This window comes from Aeromonas sp. FDAARGOS 1411 (assembly GCF_019047125.1).
In the GTDB taxonomy this organism is placed as follows: Bacteria; Pseudomonadota; Gammaproteobacteria; order Enterobacterales; family Aeromonadaceae; genus Aeromonas; species Aeromonas veronii.
Window position 1 is genome coordinate 3,666,083 of sequence record NZ_CP077214.1, and the last position, 16,842, is coordinate 3,682,924.

At 57.2% G+C, this 16,842-nt stretch carries 17 protein-coding genes; 7 read left to right on the forward strand and 10 right to left on the reverse strand.

The window, feature by feature from the left end; translation table 11 throughout:
* The first annotated feature begins 157 nt into the window (after positions 1-157).
* Genes I6L41_RS16555 through repC form a run of 3 tightly spaced genes read left to right on the forward strand, consistent with a single transcriptional unit; the run spans position 158 to position 2,178 of the window.
* Positions 158-493, forward strand: coding sequence for a helix-turn-helix domain-containing protein (locus I6L41_RS16555; protein WP_216960123.1), 336 nt, complete (start codon positions 158-160; stop codon positions 491-493).
* Positions 494-500: 7 nt separating this feature from the next.
* Complete coding sequence (locus I6L41_RS16560; RefSeq protein WP_201954366.1) at positions 501-1,352, forward strand: helicase RepA family protein; 852 nt, start codon at positions 501-503, stop codon at positions 1,350-1,352.
* Between the two features lie 25 nt (positions 1,353-1,377).
* Positions 1,378-2,178 (forward strand): replication protein C, IncQ-type, encoded by an 801-nt coding sequence (gene repC, locus I6L41_RS16565; protein ID WP_254203319.1) that lies wholly within the window; start codon positions 1,378-1,380, stop codon positions 2,176-2,178.
* Positions 2,179-2,379: 201 nt separating this feature from the next.
* On the opposite strand, the gene I6L41_RS16570 is transcribed toward repC, so the two are convergent.
* The 9 genes from I6L41_RS16570 to I6L41_RS16610 form a co-directional block, all read right to left on the reverse strand.
* Entirely contained in the window at positions 2,380-3,519 is a 1,140-nt protein-coding gene (locus I6L41_RS16570) for a site-specific integrase (RefSeq protein ID WP_216960129.1), read from the reverse strand.
* 162 nt (positions 3,520-3,681) lie between these two features.
* Complete coding sequence (gene mnmE / locus I6L41_RS16575; protein ID WP_019445516.1) at positions 3,682-5,043, reverse strand: tRNA uridine-5-carboxymethylaminomethyl(34) synthesis GTPase MnmE; 1,362 nt, start codon at positions 5,041-5,043, stop codon at positions 3,682-3,684.
* Between the two features lie 98 nt (positions 5,044-5,141).
* Positions 5,142-6,788 carry a membrane protein insertase YidC gene (gene yidC, locus I6L41_RS16580; RefSeq protein WP_216960132.1) on the reverse strand — a complete coding sequence of 549 codons (1,647 nt, stop codon included), beginning with the start codon at positions 6,786-6,788 and terminating at the stop codon, positions 5,142-5,144.
* Positions 6,789-6,793: 5 nt separating this feature from the next.
* Positions 6,794-7,042, reverse strand: coding sequence for a membrane protein insertion efficiency factor YidD (gene yidD, locus I6L41_RS16585; RefSeq protein ID WP_075116235.1), 249 nt, complete (start codon positions 7,040-7,042; stop codon positions 6,794-6,796).
* Positions 7,009-7,368, reverse strand: coding sequence for a ribonuclease P protein component (gene rnpA / locus I6L41_RS16590; protein WP_005342318.1), 360 nt, complete (start codon positions 7,366-7,368; stop codon positions 7,009-7,011). Before rnpA ends, yidD begins: the two co-directional genes overlap by 34 nt.
* Positions 7,368-7,502 (reverse strand): 50S ribosomal protein L34, encoded by a 135-nt coding sequence (gene rpmH, locus I6L41_RS16595; RefSeq protein WP_005307156.1) that lies wholly within the window; start codon positions 7,500-7,502, stop codon positions 7,368-7,370. Before rpmH ends, rnpA begins: the two co-directional genes overlap by 1 nt.
* A 270-nt stretch (positions 7,503-7,772) precedes the next feature.
* Positions 7,773-8,507 carry an amino acid ABC transporter ATP-binding protein gene (locus tag I6L41_RS16600; RefSeq protein WP_005339311.1) on the reverse strand — a complete coding sequence of 245 codons (735 nt, stop codon included), beginning with the start codon at positions 8,505-8,507 and terminating at the stop codon, positions 7,773-7,775.
* Positions 8,508-8,519: 12 nt separating this feature from the next.
* Positions 8,520-9,188, reverse strand: coding sequence for an amino acid ABC transporter permease (locus tag I6L41_RS16605; protein ID WP_019445518.1), 669 nt, complete (start codon positions 9,186-9,188; stop codon positions 8,520-8,522).
* A complete protein-coding gene (locus I6L41_RS16610) occupies positions 9,189-9,947 on the reverse strand; it encodes an amino acid ABC transporter substrate-binding protein (protein ID WP_005339308.1) in 759 nt (252 codons plus the stop codon).
* Positions 9,948-10,258: 311 nt separating this feature from the next.
* On the opposite strand from I6L41_RS16610, the gene dnaA reads away from it, so the two are divergent.
* From dnaA to gyrB, 4 genes are all read left to right on the forward strand, one after another.
* Positions 10,259-11,635 carry a chromosomal replication initiator protein DnaA gene (gene dnaA / locus I6L41_RS16615; RefSeq protein ID WP_216960135.1) on the forward strand — a complete coding sequence of 459 codons (1,377 nt, stop codon included), beginning with the start codon at positions 10,259-10,261 and terminating at the stop codon, positions 11,633-11,635.
* 83 nt (positions 11,636-11,718) lie between these two features.
* On the forward strand, positions 11,719-12,822 hold the full coding sequence (gene dnaN / locus I6L41_RS16620) for a DNA polymerase III subunit beta (RefSeq protein ID WP_005339306.1): 1,104 nt from the start codon (positions 11,719-11,721) through the stop codon (positions 12,820-12,822).
* Between the two features lie 2 nt (positions 12,823-12,824).
* Positions 12,825-13,928, forward strand: a complete 1,104-nt coding sequence (recF, locus tag I6L41_RS16625) for a DNA replication/repair protein RecF (protein ID WP_005339305.1) — start codon at positions 12,825-12,827, stop codon at positions 13,926-13,928.
* Positions 13,925-16,336 carry a DNA topoisomerase (ATP-hydrolyzing) subunit B gene (gyrB, locus tag I6L41_RS16630; RefSeq protein WP_076494165.1) on the forward strand — a complete coding sequence of 804 codons (2,412 nt, stop codon included), beginning with the start codon at positions 13,925-13,927 and terminating at the stop codon, positions 16,334-16,336. Before recF ends, gyrB begins: the two co-directional genes overlap by 4 nt.
* A 97-nt stretch (positions 16,337-16,433) precedes the next feature.
* Here gyrB and I6L41_RS16635 read toward each other — a convergent pair whose 3' ends face one another.
* Complete coding sequence (locus I6L41_RS16635; protein ID WP_216960138.1) at positions 16,434-16,811, reverse strand: VOC family protein; 378 nt, start codon at positions 16,809-16,811, stop codon at positions 16,434-16,436.
* Positions 16,812-16,842 lie beyond the last annotated feature (31 nt).

Genomic DNA, 16,842 nt, shown 5'->3' on the forward strand with positions numbered 1-16,842 from the left:
TGGCGATGAATCTTGTTGTGTGGCTCTCACATGTGAAAGTTTTCCCTCCGTAAAAAACGCTCTTGGTGCCCAAATTGGACAACTACAGCGACGAGGTTTTCGCCTAGCCCCCGGTACGCTCTTGCATGCTGATGTTTGTAACTAGGAGACAATCTGCATGCGCGAACAAAATTCGTCAGTTTTCAGTGATCCGAATGGGGCAATCCTGAAAGAGCTTTATGAGCTTAAGCAGCTGGTGATCCAGCAAGGGCAGGCGCAAAAAGAGGTGCTTTCTGCCGAAGAATGCGCTGAGTTACTTGGGGTCTCAGTTGGTTATGTGTACCGGCAGACCAGTGAAAAACGCCTGCCTTTCTACAAGCCCAACGGCAAAAAAATCTACTTCAAGCGCGATGAACTGCTCGATTGGCTGCTCTCCCACCGCATTTCACCAGACGCCGAACTCACTGAGCATGTGACCAAGCGTGTGCGGCAAGCTAGCCATGGGCGGTTGTGAGGTGGGTATGACACAGGATCTGATTACATCTCTCTGCCCCCAGGATCTCCGGTCGGCTTTTATTGAACCTCCGAAACCCCTCGATTTTGTCCTCCCGGGGCTGCCTGTTGGTTGCGTTGGTGCTTTGGTGTCACCGGGAGGAGTGGGCAAGTCGATGTTGGCATTGCAACTGGCAATGCAGATCGCCGGTGGGCCGGATTGGATTGAACTTGGCAAGCTGGGCAGGGGGGCTGTGCTCTACTTGCCTGCCGAGGACCCTTGGCCTGTACTGCACCAGCGCTTGTTTGCCTTGGGCGGAGGCCTTGATGCTGAACTTCGTGCCAACGTTGAACGAGACCTTCGTTTGATATCGCTTCAGGGAGCCAGTCCGAATGTGTTGGATAGCCGCTGGTGGGAAGCGATTGCCATTTGGGCTGAGGGGGTCAGGTTGGTGGTTATCGATACACTGAGACGCTTTCACGATGCTGATGAGAATGCAGCCTGTGCTATGACACTGGTGCTGGGTCAGCTGGAACGGCTGGCCATGCTGAAGGGATGCGCTGTGTTGTTTGTACACCACACCAGTAAATCTGCGGTATTCCAAGAAGCTGGCGATCTGCAGCAGGCAAGCCGTGGTTCGTCGGTACTGGTGGACAACGTTCGCTGGCAGGCCTATCTCGCCACTATGACCAAGAAAGAGGCGCAGAAGCTGGGCGTATCGGCAGAGAAGAGCCAGCTTTACGTGCGGTTTGGGGTAAGCAAAAGCAATTATGGGCCGCCACTACCGGAGCGCTGGCTGGAGCGGAAGGAAGGTGGCGTGCTGTACCCCGCTGGTTTTGACGAAATACACTGGGCTGGGGGCAAACGTGCCTTGCTTTGAATTGACTCATGCCCGGCACGACCATATGCACTGCCTTGCTCCCGGGTTGTTTAGGGCGATCTCGAATGGCCAACGCCGCCGTGACAAGCTGGAGGTGATTTACCGTTTGGATAACGGTAATCAGATTGAGTTTTCTGGGCCAGAACCCTTGGGGGCTGACGATTTGCGCGTACTTCAAGGGTTGGTTGCCCTAGCTGGGCTTGAATCAGAAAGTGGCAAGATTGGGCTTATTGCGAGTGGTGAAACCGGAGAGATATTACGAGACCTACTTCAGCTGCGTGGGATTGCCAACCAGCAGGATGTCTTGGTAGTCAAAAGCAGCTTGCGCAAACTGGCCAAGGAGATTGGTTACGCAAACCCTCGTGACACCAATACGGTGCGTCGCACTGTCGAGCGGTTGTGGAAGGTGTCGGTAATAGCACAGGTAGCAGGCTTGCGTAGTGGTTTTCGTCTGCTGGCGAACTATGCCAGCGATCCCCTGACCGATAGGCTCTTTGTGGCGCTTAATCCATTGCTGACCAATGCCATATTGGGTAATGGCCGATATACCTATATCGATCTGGCTGAGGTACGGCAACTGCGTAGTAGCACTGCCCGGATATTGCATCAGCGGCTTTGTGCCTGGATTGATTGTGGCCGCAGCAAGCCAGTAGGTTTAGATAAACTGGTCTCTTACGCTTTTCCTGATAAGTCCAGCGCGGCCACCAACCGAAAGCGGCAATCGCGAGTTCGCAAGGCGCTGTATGAACTGGCTGAACTGGGTTGGTCAATCAGTGAACATGCCAAGGGGCGGTTTACCATCGGCCGGCCTGCACTATCACGATAACGGTCACAAACTATCACGAAAGTGGTCACAAAGTTCACGATAACGGTCACAAGCCAATTCAGTGAAACCCAGTTACCGCTTGGGCTGCAGGGCGATCCTGAAATCCGATCTATATTATCTAAGATAATCTAGGCCAGCGCATGGTTGCGCTGGCCTATTTGTTGGCTCTTCCTGGCTATGATCTCGTCGAGGGTGCTTCTATCACCCCAAGACATTGGGGAAATCGAGCATGGCATCTCGGCGCCGCGATTCAAGAATGTCGGCGTAGATTTCGGTGGTTCTCAGCTCACTGTGCCCCAGCAAGCGGGAGAGGGCATAGATATCAACGCCACGGTTAAGCTGGATGACGGCGAAGGTATGACGCGCGCTGTGGAAGGTGACCTTCTTGGTTATACCCGCCTGCAACGCCCACCGGGTGAGCTCCATGTTGTGCCAAGCCGAGTACTTGAGGCCCTTGAAGATCCGCTCTGTTGCCTTGCCTGGGCGCCCCATCAGCTGCATCGCCATGTCATTCAAATCCAGGTATTGCAGGCCGCTGGTCTTTTTCTGGGTGAAGACGATACGGTAATGGCCATAGAAGGGCTCCAGATCGGCCCAGGTCAGCTTGTGAATGTCGGACCAGCGCAAGCCAGTGCAACAAGAGAACAGAAAGGCGCGCTTAAGAACGTCGTACCGGCACTCGGCCTGGGCCAAGGCTCGTACCTCGTCTTCGGTCAGGTAAACCCGTTTGTTCTTCTCCCCCTGGATAGCTTTGACACGTCGTACCGGATTATCCGGTAGCAGCCGTTCCTGCTCAGCCTGGTTCAGGGCCGCCCTTAACTTGTTGAAATAGGCACTTTGGGTGTTGCGGCTCAGTGGTGTGCCGCTTTTGGTGCGGGCCTTGTGCATCAGGTAATGCCGAAACCCCTCCAGGAACAGCTGATCTACTTCCTCGAAAGTCAGTTCCGGCAGCTTATGGTACTGGCGTAAATGCTTGAGGGCTGATATCCAGATGGAGTGGTTGCTCTTGCTACCTGCCGCTTTTTGGTCTGTAACATCTTGGAAGTACTCGAAGAAGCTGGCCTTGTAGGCGTTCGAGAAATCCAGATGGTGTTTACCAGTCTCGTACTCGAAGAGTCGCTTGGCGCGGATGGCTTCGGCTGCTCGCTGGGTTTCTTTGTTGTGGAGCCGCTGTGCTGGGGTACGCGGCTTGTCGTACAGGAAGAGATCCAGGGTCTCTCTGCTGCGTTTGTGCTTGCGGATGCCCGTGGTTTGGTCAAGGTAGGAGCCGGCGTAGTAGGTTAAGCGCAGAGCGCGCTTGCCTTCGGCGTCCGGTGCGCGGTATTCGATGCTGATCTTCATAAGTGTCCCCCAAAAGTACCCCAAGAGGTTACTTTGGGGTACTCTCGGGGTAAATTCTCACGAAACAAGATCAGGCAAGAATAGCCAGTAAAAAACAAAGTCCAATATTTACAATGCCTTATGTTCTCACTGGCTGCTTTTTATTGCTGATTTTTCACCACATTACTTGCCGATGCAGAAGCTGGAGAAGATACGGCCCAGCAGATCGTCGGAGCTGAATTCGCCGGTGATCTCGGAGAGGGACTCCTGCGCCAGGCGCAACTCTTCTGCTACCAGCTCACCGGCCACGAACACTTCCAGCTGCTCCTTGGCCACCAGCAGGCGCTCGGCGGCACGCTCCAGCGCATCCAGATGGCGGCGGCGAGCCATGAAGCCCCCTTCGGTGTTGCCCTGGAAGCCCATGCAGGCTTTCAGGTGCTCACGCAGGGCTGGCAGCCCCAGCTCGGTCTTGGCGGAGATGCGGTAGACGGCGTGGCCCTGCTCCTGACTCGGTGCCAGATCCTCGCCGGTCAGGTCTGCCTTGTTGCGAATGACGGTGAGGCCGATGTTTTTTGGCAACCGATCAACAAATTCCGGCCAGATCTCCCGCGGGTCGACCGCGTCGGTGGTGGTGCCATCCACCATAAACAGCACCCGATCGGCCTGTTCGATCTCGGCCCAGGCGCGCTCGATACCGATCTGCTCCACCTTGTCCTGAGTGTCGCGCAGACCGGCGGTGTCGATGATGTGCAGCGGCATGCCATCGAGATGGATGTGTTCGCGCAGCACGTCGCGGGTGGTGCCGGCGATCTCGGTGACGATGGCTGACTCGCGCCCTGCCAAAGCGTTGAGCAGGCTCGATTTGCCGGCGTTGGGACGACCGGCGATCACCACCTTCATCCCTTCCCGCAGCAGGGCGCCCTGTTTGGCCTCCCCGCGCACGTCGTCCAACTCGGACATGATGGCGTAGAGGTCGCCCGCCACCTTGCCGTCGGAGAGGAAGTCGATCTCCTCGTCCGGGAAGTCGATGGCCGCTTCCACATAGATGCGCAGCCGGATCAGGCTCTCCACCAGTTGCTGGATTTTGCTGGAGAACTGCCCCTGCAGGGAGTGCATGGCGCTGCGGGCGGCCTGTTCGCTGGAGGCTTCGATAAGGTCAGCGATAGCTTCGGCTTGGGCCAGATCCAGCTTGTCGTTGATGAAGGCGCGCTCGCTGAACTCGCCGGGGCGGGCAGGACGAATGCCGTCGATTTTCAGAATGCGGCGGATCAGCATGTCCATGATGACGGGGCCGCCGTGGCCCTGCAGCTCCAGCACATCCTCGCCGGTGAAGCTGTTGGGAGCTTTGAACAGCAGGGCGATGCCCTGATCCAGTACCTGGCCTTGCTCATCCTTGAACGGCAGATATTCGGCGTAGCGCACCCGAGGGAGCTTGCCGAGCACTATCCCAGCGACCTGTTCGGCGGCGGGGCCGGAGACCCGGACTATGCCGACGCCACCACGGCCTGGCGCGGTGGCCTGGGCCACGATCGTATCTGTTGTCATCTTGCTTGGCTCGTTTGTTCGCTGATAGGAAAACGTAGTGGGGACATTGTAATAAAAAAGGCGGCCCGAAGGCCGCCTCTTTTGTCATCACGGGAAGATTAGCTGCGTGAATGCAGTCCTTTCTTCTCCAGCTGACGATAGATGATGGTCTGCTGGATGATGGAGATGACGTTGCTCACCAGCCAGTAGAGAGTCAGGCCAGCCGGGAACCAGAGGAACATGAAAGTGAAGATGATCGGCATGAACTGCATCACTTTCTGCTGCATCGGGTCGGTTACGGTGGTCGGGCTCATCTTCTGCAGATACCACATGGAGGCACCCATGAGGATTGGCAGCACGAAGAAGGGGTCCTTCACTGACAGGTCAGTGATCCACAGGGCAAACGGCGCGTGACGCAGTTCAACGGACTCCATCAGTGCCCAGTAAAGGGCGATGAAGATCGGCATCTGAACCAGGATCGGCAGGCAGCCACCCAGCGGGTTGACCTTCTCCTTCTTGTACAGCTCCATCATGCCCTGAGACATCTTCTGGCGGTCGTCGCCGAAGCGCTCGCGCAGGGCCGCAATCTTGGGTTGCAGCATGCGCATCTTGGCCATGGAGGTGTACTGGGCCTTGGTCAGCGGGAACATGATGCCGCGTACCAGCAGGGTCAGCATGATGATGGCCAGACCCCAGTTCTGGACGAAACCGTGGAACACGGTCAGCAGCCAGTGCAGCGGTTGGGCGATGAACCACAGCCAGCCGTAGTCGACGGTCAGGTCGAGATGGTTAGCCACCTTGGCCATCTGGTCTTGCAGCTTGGGGCCAACCCACAGTTTGCTGGTCACTTCGGCCTGTTGACCGGCAGCCACGTCAACCAGCGGCGCCTTGTAACCGATGATGGCCTGGCCTTTGCCCGGGATCACACGGCTGTAGAAGCTGTTGGTATCGTCGGCATTCGGTGCCCAGGCAGAGACGAAGTAGTGTTGCAGCATGGCGACCCAACCACCCTTGGTGGTCTTGTTCAGGTCGGCATCCTTCATCTCGTCGAAGGTGTACTTCTTGTAGCGGGTATCTTCAGTGGAGAAGGCACCACCACGGTAAGCGCTGGCTACCATGGCATGACCTTCCTGATCCTTCGGCGTTGCTACGGTCTGCTTCAGCTGACCATAGAACTGCACCTGAACCGGCTCGGCAGATTTGTTGTCGATCTTGTAATCAACGCTAACGGCATAGTCGCCACGCTTGAGGATGAACTCCTTGGTGAAGACCACGCCCTTGCTGTCGGTCCAGGTCATCGGAACGACGACTTGATCCTGACCATCGGCCAGCTGATAGCTGGTCTGGGCGGCTTCATAGGTAGGACGACCTTCGGCCTGACTGTCCGGACCATTGCGACCCACCAGACCGCTCTGGGCGATATAGAGGTGCTCAGGCTTGCTGGTCAGCAGCACGAACGGTTGGTCCTTGCCCTCTTCCAGTTTGTGAGACAGCAGTTCGGCAGACACGATGTCGCCACCCTGGGTATCCAGGGTCAGCTTGAGCACGTCAGAGGAGACGGTGATCAGCTTGCGTGCGGCAGTCGCATTGGCTTGCTCGGAAACCTGAGGAATATCACCGGTCTGACCGGCTTCAGGTACGAAATGTTCGGTTTGGGCCACGGTAGTCGGGGCCGGCTTCGGAGCCTTGTCGGACTCCCACTGTTGCCAGAGCAGAAAGCTCACGAACAGCAAACCGATCAGGAGTAGATTGCGTTGTGATTCCATAGTTTTCAGTTTCTTCGCTTTGGTTGCGGAACCGGGTCATAACCACCCTCGGATAAGGGATGGCATTTTAATAGACGTTTGCTGGCTAACCAAACGCCTTTTATGAAACCGTGAAGTCGGATGGCTTCTATCGCAAATTGGGAACAAGTTGGGGTAAAACGGCAGCGCGGCCCGAGCAGAGGGCTAATGATTAGCTGATACAGGCGTATCAGTTTGATAGCTACCCATTGCAACGGCGTGACAGGGTGCGCCATAGCTTTTCCAGTAACTTGAACAGTTCCTCGTTATCCATCTCTTTCACACCGGCCTTGGCGATCACCACGATGTCGATAGCGGGCAGCTGATGTTGTTTGAGGCGGAAACTTTCCCGAACCACCCGTTTGACACGATTACGCCAAACGGCACGCTTGAGTGCTTTTTTGGGCACAGCGAGACCAAGACGAGGGTGTTCGAGCGAATTGGGAGAAGCGAGAAGGGTAATCTGCGGAGAGGCGGCCCGGACAGGCTCGGCGAAAACGCGTTTGAAGTGTTCGGGAGTTAACAGACGTAACTCCCGAGAGAAGGTGTGCTGGGTAGGCATTAGACTACCAGGCGGGCACGACCCTTGGCACGACGAGCGGCCAGAACTTTACGACCGTTGGCAGTTGCCATGCGGGCGCGGAAACCGTGAGAGCGCTTGCGCTTCAGGTTGGACGGTTGAAAAGTACGTTTCATGATTCGATTCCGTATTTCTGTACAGTTTTGATTGTCACACTTAGCCGACGCGCCAGCTATAGCGTGTGACGACTAGCAAAAGAGGCCGAATTCTAAACAGAGTTCGGCTTTTAGTCAATCCGCCGTTCCCTCTCATCCTGCCGTGGTCTTGAAAAGGCCACTGCCGAGCGTGAGGATCCAGAGGATCAAGGGCTCCGGATTATACTGGCAACCCGGTGTTAAACAAGGGATCCCTCAATAAAAAAGGCGGCCAGGCCGCCAAAGAGAGAGCTATTTAAGGACTTTCCGCAAGAACTCCCGGGTACGGGGATCCTTGGGATCGACCAATATCTGATCCGGCGGGCCCTGCTCGACGATCCGCCCCCCTTCCATGAAGATCACCCGATCGGCAACATCACGAGCAAATTCAATCTCATGAGTCACCACCACCATGGTCTGGTGCTGGCGGGCCAACTCTTTCATCAGTCCCAAAACCTCGTCGACCCACTCGGGATCGAGGGCCGAGGTGGGCTCGTCAAACAGGATCACCTTGGAGTGGGCCGCCATGGCGCGGCCAATGCCGACCCGTTGCTGCTGGCCGCCGGAGAGGGAGGCCGGATAGGCATCCTGCTTGTCGGCAAGACCAATGTCCTTGAGGATGCCGAGCGCTGTGGCGCGGGCCTCCGCTTTTGGCTGCTTCCAGACGGTGATCAGCCCTTCGGCGATGTTGTCTAGCGCTGTTTTGTTGGCAAAAAGGGCGTAGTTCTGGAACACGAAGGAGGCCCGCTTGCGCAGCTCGATCGCCTGCTGTTCGCTGGCCTTGGCCAGATTCAGCTCGAGATCGTCGATGGCAAGGGTGCCCGCATCCGGGGTCTCCAGCAGGTTCAGGCAGCGCAACAGGGTCGACTTGCCGGTGCCGGAGGGACCGATGATGACGACAATTTCCCCCTTTTTGACCTCCAGATCGATGCCGTTGAGCACCTGATTGCCGTGATATGCCTTGGAGAGGCCGGTTAGCTTGATCATGAACGCCCTCCTTTAATAGGCACGGTTGAGACGAACTTCCAGCAGATGCTGCAAGCGGGTAAAGAAGATCACCACTACCCAGTAGATCAGCGCCACCGCCATAAAGCTCTCGAAGAACTTGAAGGAGGAGGAGGCTTCCATCTGCGCTTTGCCCATGATCTCGGCCACCCCCAGCGTGAATGCCAGCGAGGTGCTCTTGATCATGTCGATGAAGTAGTTCATCAGCGACGGGGTGGCGATACGGGCCGCCTGCGGCAGGATGATCCGCTGCATCGCCTGATAACGGCTCATGCCGATACTGAGCGCCGCTTCCATCTGGCTTTTGTGAATGCCGAGGATGGCTGCGCGGATCGACTCGGCCATGTAGGCGGCGAAGTGCAGGGTCAGACCGACGATGGCGGCGGTAAAGGCATCCATCCCCACGAAGATCGGGAACAGTTGCGGCAGTCCGTAGTAGAGCAGGAACAGCTGAACGAGTAGCGGTGTACCCCGAAAGAACGAGATATAGAGCATCGCCAGCCAGTGGATCGCGGGGACGCGAAACACCCGTACTATCGCCAGGGCCAGCGAGAGTACGAGTGCCAGCACGAATCCCCACAGGGCCATCTCCATCGTGGTGCCCAGATATTTGAGCAGGATGGGAAACAGCCCCAGCGTGTATTCGAGGTCAAATTCCATCATTTATTTGTCGGTGATGTCGGAAGCGAACCATTTCTCGGAGATCTGACGCAGGGAACCATCCTTGCGCATGGCGGTCAGGGCCTCGTCGACCTTCTTCAGCAGCGCCTGTTTCTCCGGGGTCTTCAGGAAGGGCAGGGCGTTCTCGATAGTCTCGAACGGTGCGCCAGCCTGTTGCAGCGGCAGCTTGGACTCTTTGATCAGCTGGGCGGTGGAGACGCGGTCCATCACGAAGGCATCGATGCGACCCAGGGCAACATCCTGCTCGAAGGCGGAGTCATAGGTGCGGATATCGATCTTCTTGTTCGGGTCATTCTTGCGCAGCAGCTCTTCGAAGTTGGAACCCAGGTTCACGGCCACCTTCTTGCCTTCCAGATCCTTGATGCCATGAATGGTGCTGTTGCCCTTGCGTACTACGATCTGGGCGCCGTCATAGACGTAAGGCTGGGAGAAGTCGTACTTAGCCTTGCGCTCGTCGGTGATGGTGATCTGGTTGGAGATGGTGTCGATGCGGCCGGTTTCCAGCATGCCGAACAGGCCGGAGAAGCTGGCAGTCACGAATTCGACCTTGTAGCCGGTACGCTCGCCGATCTGGTTCCACATATCCACTTCAAAGCCCTGCAGCTTGTCCTGCTTGACGAAGGTGAACGGGAAATATTTGCCAGACATGCCGACCTTGATGGTCTCCTGGGCGATGGCCTGACCGGACAGGGTAGCGAGCAGGATGGCTGCGCCGGAAATAAGCTTGATGGAAGTTTTCATGGGGTTTCTCTCTCTAAATGTCTTGTATTTGTAGTTGTAATAACTGCTTTGGCGCTGATGTTATTGGAATAAAATTTAAAAAATAAATGACATTTGGTTATATGAAATAACAGGAGTGCAGCACGAGATCCGCCAGTTGCAGCAGTGGATCAAGCTGTGGGTAACTTTGGGGATGAAAGATGATCCGGAGGCGCTGGATCCTTGAAAGTCAAGGATCTTATTTGCTGGATCCGCGGGGTCACGGCTGGAGATCCGGCGGCTAAAAACGTAGAATAGCCGGTCTTTAGTTAATCAATCGACAGGAGTTTAGAGTGACTGCTTCGCTATGGCAGCAGTGCCTTAACCGGCTGCAAGATGAGTTGCCCTCGGCAGAATTCAGCATGTGGATCCGGCCGCTTCAAGCGGAGTTGAGTGACAATACTCTGACCCTGTATGCACCGAATCGCTTCGTTCTGGACTGGGTACGAGACAAGTACCTCATCCGGGTGAACGGCATCATTAACGAACTTTGCGGGGTCGATGGCCCCGCCCTGCGTTTTGATATTGGCAATCGTCCCCACCCCGTCACCGTCGCTGCAAGCAGAGCGCCGGTACAGGGTGCCGCGCCTGTGAATAACTTGCAGAAGAGCTGGGAAAGCAAGGCTGAAGCCAAGCCCGAGCCGAACCACAAGAGCAACACCAACGTGAACTATACCTTCGAGAATTTCGTCGAGGGTAAGTCCAACCAGTTGGCGCGTGCTGCTGCCCGTCAGGTAGCGGACAATCCGGGTGGTGCTTACAACCCGCTGTTCCTCTATGGCGGCACTGGCCTTGGTAAAACCCACCTGTTGCACGCCGTTGGCAATGCCATCAAGGAGAGTAAAAAAGATGCCAAAGTCATCTATATGCACTCCGAGCGGTTTGTTCAGGACATGGTGAAAGCGCTGCAAAATAACGCCATTGAAGAGTTCAAGCGTTACTACCGCAGTGTCGATGCCCTGCTCATCGATGACATCCAGTTTTTCGCCAACAAGGAGCGCTCCCAGGAGGAGTTCTTCCATACCTTCAATGCCTTGCTGGAAGGTAACCAGCAGATCATCCTGACCTCGGATCGCTATCCGAAGGAGATCAACGGTGTCGAGGATCGCCTCAAGTCCCGCTTCGGCTGGGGCCTGACCGTGGCGATCGAACCGCCGGAGCTGGAGACCCGCGTCGCGATCCTGATGCGCAAGGCAGACGAGAACCAGATCCATCTGCCGGACGAAGTGGCCTTCTTCATTGCCAAACGTCTGCGATCCAACGTCCGTGAACTGGAAGGCGCCCTCAACCGGGTGATCGCCAACGCCAACTTCACCGGCCGTGCCATCAACATCGATTTCGTGCGCGAAGCGCTGCGCGACCTGTTGGCACTGCAGGAGAAGCTGGTCACCATCGACAATATCCAGAAGACGGTGGCGGAGTACTACAAGATCAAGCTGGCGGATCTGCTCTCCAAGCGCCGTTCCCGCTCCGTGGCCCGTCCGCGCCAGCTGGCGATGGCACTGGCCAAGGAGCTGACCAACCACAGTTTGCCGGAGATAGGTGATGCCTTTGGTGGCCGTGACCACACTACCGTTCTTCATGCCTGCCGCAAGATCGAGCAGCTGAAGGAGGAGAGTCACGACATCAAGGAGGACTATTCCAACCTGATCCGTACCCTTTCTTCCTGATAACGGAATCGAGTGGACAGATGCAGCGCGAATATTCCAACCTGATCCGAATCTTTTCCTCCTAATCACAACGGAGAGCACAGATGCAGCTCGAAATTAGCCGTGAGGCCCTGTTACGTCCTCTGCAACTGGTGTCCGGCGCCCTCGGCGGCCGACCGACCCTGCCGATCCTCGGCAACGTGCTGCTTGATGTCAGCAACGGTCTGCTGTCACTGACCGGTACCGATCTCGAAGTAGAGATGATCGGTCAGGTCTATCTGAACGGGGCCAGCGAAGATGGCCGCACCACAGTACCGGCGCGCAAGCTGCTGGATATCTGCCGTGGTCTGCCGGAAGGCGCCGAGATCCGTCTCAATACCGAAGGGGAGCGCCTGATCATCCGGTCCGGTCGCTCCCGCTTCAACCTCTCGACCCTGCCGGCGACCGAGTATCCGAACATCGAGGATTGGGAATCCGTGCTCGAGTTCGATATCAGCCAGCTGGAGCTGAAGAAGCTGATCGATGCGACCCAGTTCTCCATGGCCAGCCAGGACGTGCGTTACTACCTGAACGGCATGCTGTTCGAGAGTGAAGGTCACGGTCTGCGTACCGTGGCGACCGACGGTCACCGTCTGGCCACCTGCCGCCGCGAGGTGGTAGGGGAATCGCTGCCCGATCATCAGGTTATCCTGCCGCGCAAAGGGGTATTGGAGCTGGTGCGTCTGCTGGAGGCGGAAGACAAGCCGGTGCGGCTGCAGATCGGTCGCAGCAACCTGCGTGCTGCGCTGGACGGTTTCATCTTCACCTCCAAGCTGGTGGATGGCCGCTTCCCGGACTGGCGCCGCGTCATTCCGCGCAACAGCGACAAGGCCCTGATCGCCGGTCGTGAGGATCTGCGTCAGGCGTTTGCCCGCGCCGCCATCCTCTCCAACGAGAAATTCCGTGGGGTGCGTCTCAATCTGCAGGAAAACCTGCTGCGCATCACCGCCAACAACCCGGAACAGGAAGAAGCCGAAGAGCTGCTTGACGTACAATATGCCGCTGGCGAGATGGAGATCGGCTTTAACGTCTCTTATGTGCTGGACGTGCTGAATACGTTAAAATGTGACCAAATTCGGATTAGCCTGAGCGATTCCATCAGCAGTGCCATTATTGAGGATTTTGAACATCAGGATGCTCAGTACGTGGTGATGCCGATGCGGATCTAGTCGTGTCCCTGGTCAAACTCCAGCTCAGCGACTTTCGCAATATCCAGCAAGCCAGTCTCAAGCTGTCGCCCGGCCTCAACATTCTGGTCGGGTGCAATGGCAGCGGCAAGACCAGCGTGCTGGAAGCCATTCACTACCTTGGTCTGGGGCGCTCCTTTCGCACTCATTTGACCGGGCGGGTCATCCGCCAGGGGGAGAGGGCCTTTACCCTGTTTGCCCAGTGCGAGCTGGAGGGGCGTCAGGTACCGATCGGTCTTGCCAAAGACAAGAGTGGCGAGACCCAGCTCAAGATTGCCGGGGCACAGGCCCAGCGGCTTGCCGATTTGGCGGAGCTGTTGCCGGTGCAGTTGATCCATCCCGATGGTTTCAACTTGCTGACGGGCGGGCCTCAGGCTCGCCGCGCCTGGCTCGATTGGGGTGTCTTCCATCAGGAGCCGACCTTCTTTGCCCTGTGGGGACGAGTGCGGCGGCTGCTGAAACAGCGCAATGCGCTGTTGCGCCAGAGCACCCAATATCGCCAGCTGGCGTTCTGGGATCAGGAGTTGGTGCGGCTGGGGGGTGAGCTGGCCGAGTTTCGCGCCAGTTATTGTCAGGCCATTACGCCCCTGATCAAGGAGATGACGGCGGATTTTCTGCCGGAGTTCGATATCAGTCTCGGCTTTTACCGGGGCTGGGAGAAAGATACTCCCCTCGGCGATCTGCTGGAGGCGGGGTTTGAGCGGGATCGGGCGCTGGGCTATACCGGGGTCGGTCCACAGAAAGCCGATGTTCGCCTCAAGGCTAACGGGGTACCCGCTCAGGATATTTTGTCCCGGGGTCAGCTGAAGTTGCTGGTCTGTGCCATGCGACTGGCCCAAGGGCTCTATTTGAATCAACATAGCAGCCGTGGCTGTATTTTTTTAATTGACGATTTTGCCTCTGAACTGGATGTCGACAAGCGCCGCTTGCTGGCCGCAAGGCTGAAGCAGTGTGCGTCCCAGGTGTTTATCACCGCCATCGACACCGGTCAGCTCGCAGACATGATGGATGCGAATGACTGCAAGTTGTTCCACGTGGAACAGGGTAAAATCTCCGAAACGTTAGAGAAGGCAGAGAGTAAGCTATGAGTGAAAATACTTACGACTCCTCGAATATCAAGGTGCTGAAGGGCCTGGATGCGGTCCGCAAGCGCCCGGGGATGTATATCGGCGATACGGATGATGGCTCGGGTCTGCACCACATGGTGTTCGAGGTCGTCGATAACTCCATTGACGAGGCGCTCGCTGGCTACTGCTCCGATATTCAGGTCAAGATCCATTCCGATGGCTCCGTCTCCGTGCGCGATAACGGCCGTGGTATTCCGGTCGATATTCACCCGGAAGAGGGCCGCTCCGCCGCAGAGGTCATCATGACCGTGCTGCACGCTGGCGGTAAGTTCGATGACAACTCCTACAAGGTATCCGGCGGCCTGCATGGCGTGGGTGTCTCCGTCGTTAACGCCCTCTCTGACAAGCTGTTGCTGACCATTCGTCGTAACGGCCACGTCTACGAACAGACCTATCATCTGGGTGAGCCGCAAGCTCCGCTCAAGCAGATTGGCGACAGCACCGGCACCGGTACCGAAGTTCGCTTCTGGCCGAGCCCGACCATCTTCAGCGACACCCTGTTCCACTACGAGATCCTGGCCAAGCGCCTGCGCGAGCTCTCCTTCCTCAACTCCGGTGTTTCCATCCGTCTGATGGATGAGCGTGACGGCCGTGAGGCGCATTTCTGCTACGAAGGTGGCATCAAGGCGTTCGTTGAATACCTGAACCAGAACAAGACCCCGATCCACCCGAAGGTGTTCCATTTCACCACCGAGCAGGATGGTATCGGCGTTGAAGTGGCGATGCAGTGGAATGACGCCTATCAGGAAGGGGTCTACTGCTTCACCAACAACATCCCGCAGCGGGATGGTGGTACTCACCTCGTTGGCTTCCGTACCGCGTTGACCCGTACTCTGAACTCCTATATGGACAAAGAGGATTACAGCAAGAAGGCTAAGTCTGCCGCCAGTGGCGACGATGTGCGTGAAGGTCTGATTGCCGTTATCTCCGTCAAGGTGCCGGATCCCAAATTCTCCTCCCAGACCAAAGACAAGCTGGTCTCTTCCGAAGTGAAGACCGCCGTTGAACAGGCGATGGGTGAGAAGCTGGCTGACTTCCTGCTGGAAAACCCGGGCGATGCCAAGATCGTGGTCAACAAGATCATCGATGCGGCCCGTGCCCGTGAAGCGGCCCGCAAGGCTCGCGAACTGACCCGCCGCAAAGGCGCGCTGGATATCGCCGGTCTGCCTGGCAAGCTGGCTGACTGTCAGGAAAAAGACCCGGCTCTCTCCGAACTCTACATAGTGGAAGGGGACTCTGCTGGCGGTTCCGCCAAGCAGGGTCGCAACCGGAAGAACCAGGCCATTCTGCCGCTCAAGGGCAAGATCCTGAACGTGGAGAAGGCCCGTTTCGACAAGATGATCTCCTCGCAAGAGGTAGGCACCCTGATCACCGCACTGGGTTGCGGTATCGGTCGCGATGAGTACAACCCGGACAAGCTGCGTTATCACAACATCATCATCATGACCGATGCGGACGTCGATGGTGCGCACATCCGAACCCTGCTGCTGACCTTCTTCTATCGTCAGATGCCGGAAATCATCGAACGTGGCTACGTCTACATCGCCCAGCCGCCGCTCTACAAGGTGAAGAAGGGCAAGCAGGAGCAGTACCTGAAAGACGAAGACGCGCTGCTGCAGTACCAGACCGCCATGGCGCTGGATGGTGCTACCCTGCACGTTAACGAGTCTGCCCCGGCCATCGGTGGCGAGGCACTGGAGCGTCTGGTCAACCAGCACCGCTCGGTGACTCACCTGATCACCCGCATGTCTCGTCGTGCGCCGGAAGCCGTGCTGACCCAGCTGATCTATCAGCCGGAGTTGAACGAAGCGCTGCTGAACAGCGAGAGCGATCTGCTGGCCTGGTGTCAGGGTATGGAAGCCGTGCTCAACGAGAGCAACCACGGTATCCAGTACCAGATCCAGGTTCGTCGTGACGAAGAGCGCAGCCTGTACGTGCCGCACGCCGTGGTACGTCAGCACGGTGTCGACCGCGAATATCCGCTCAGCTACGACTTCCTGCAGTCCGGTGAGTACCGTCAGCTGGTCTCGCTGGGCAAGGAGATCGCCAACCTGATCGAGGAAGGTGGTTTCATCAAGCGTGGCGAGAAGGTCAAACCGGTTGCCAACTTCGTGGAAGCCGTCGAGTGGCTGATGGGCGAAGGCAAACGCGGCATCTACATCCAGCGCTATAAAGGGCTGGGTGAGATGAACCCGGACCAGCTGTGGGAAACCACCATGGATCCGGAAGCCCGCCGCATGCTGCGCGTCACCATCGACGACGCCGTTGGTGCTGACCAGCTCTTCTCCACCCTGATGGGTGATGCAGTAGAGCCGCGTCGTGACTTTATCGAGACCAACGCCCTGCGCGTGGCCAACCTCGACGTCTAATCGACGCTGTCAGACAGCAAAAAGCCGCTCCTTGTGAGCGGCTTTTTGCTTTTCTGGTGGAGGACGTTGCTCGTTCCACGTGGAACATTGAACCCGATTAACCAAGCTCAGGTGCCGGGCAGTAGAGGCGCAGACGATGGCCATCCGGATCGAGGGCCATGCAGGTGTAGCCAAACTCCATCTTGGTCGGCGCCTGGATCAGGGTGAGCCCGCGCGCCAGCCACTCGGCAGACAGGCGATCGACGGTATCATCATCGGGGAGGGCGAAGGCCAGCTCCATCGCTCCGGCCGTTTGGGTCACGGCAGGTTCAACAGTGGCGCTGGACCAGAGTGCCAGTCTGGCGCCCGATTCGAACACGAACATGGCAAAGGTAGGTGACTCCTCCACCGGTTCACGCCCGAACAGCTGGCAGTAGAAGAGCGCACTGCGGGCCGGGTTGGTAACGTAGAGGATGGTGAACTGGGAGACTAACATGGTGATGCTCCTTGCTGATGAGATGGCGCAT

Excerpts from the sequence above, each read along its gene's own strand:
- I6L41_RS16555 (WP_216960123.1), top strand. The coding sequence starts at position 158 with ATGCGCGAACAAAATTCGTCAGTTTTCAGTGATCCGAATGGGGCAATC.
- I6L41_RS16560 (WP_201954366.1), top strand. The coding sequence starts at position 501 with ATGACACAGGATCTGATTACATCTCTCTGCCCCCAGGATCTCCGGTCG.
- repC (WP_254203319.1), top strand. The coding sequence starts at position 1,378 with ATGCACTGCCTTGCTCCCGGGTTGTTTAGGGCGATCTCGAATGGCCAA.
- I6L41_RS16570 (WP_216960129.1), bottom strand. The coding sequence starts at position 3,519 with ATGAAGATCAGCATCGAATACCGCGCACCGGACGCCGAAGGCAAGCGC.
- mnmE (WP_019445516.1), bottom strand. The coding sequence starts at position 5,043 with ATGACAACAGATACGATCGTGGCCCAGGCCACCGCGCCAGGCCGTGGT.
- yidC (WP_216960132.1), bottom strand. The coding sequence starts at position 6,788 with ATGGAATCACAACGCAATCTACTCCTGATCGGTTTGCTGTTCGTGAGC.
- yidD (WP_075116235.1), bottom strand. The coding sequence starts at position 7,042 with ATGGCGCACCCTGTCACGCCGTTGCAATGGGTAGCTATCAAACTGATA.
- rnpA (WP_005342318.1), bottom strand. The coding sequence starts at position 7,368 with ATGCCTACCCAGCACACCTTCTCTCGGGAGTTACGTCTGTTAACTCCC.
- rpmH (WP_005307156.1), bottom strand. The coding sequence starts at position 7,502 with ATGAAACGTACTTTTCAACCGTCCAACCTGAAGCGCAAGCGCTCTCAC.
- I6L41_RS16600 (WP_005339311.1), bottom strand. The coding sequence starts at position 8,507 with ATGATCAAGCTAACCGGCCTCTCCAAGGCATATCACGGCAATCAGGTG.
- I6L41_RS16605 (WP_019445518.1), bottom strand. The coding sequence starts at position 9,188 with ATGATGGAATTTGACCTCGAATACACGCTGGGGCTGTTTCCCATCCTG.
- I6L41_RS16610 (WP_005339308.1), bottom strand. The coding sequence starts at position 9,947 with ATGAAAACTTCCATCAAGCTTATTTCCGGCGCAGCCATCCTGCTCGCT.
- dnaN (WP_005339306.1), top strand. The coding sequence starts at position 11,719 with ATGCAGCTCGAAATTAGCCGTGAGGCCCTGTTACGTCCTCTGCAACTG.
- gyrB (WP_076494165.1), top strand. The coding sequence starts at position 13,925 with ATGAGTGAAAATACTTACGACTCCTCGAATATCAAGGTGCTGAAGGGC.
- I6L41_RS16635 (WP_216960138.1), bottom strand. The coding sequence starts at position 16,811 with ATGTTAGTCTCCCAGTTCACCATCCTCTACGTTACCAACCCGGCCCGC.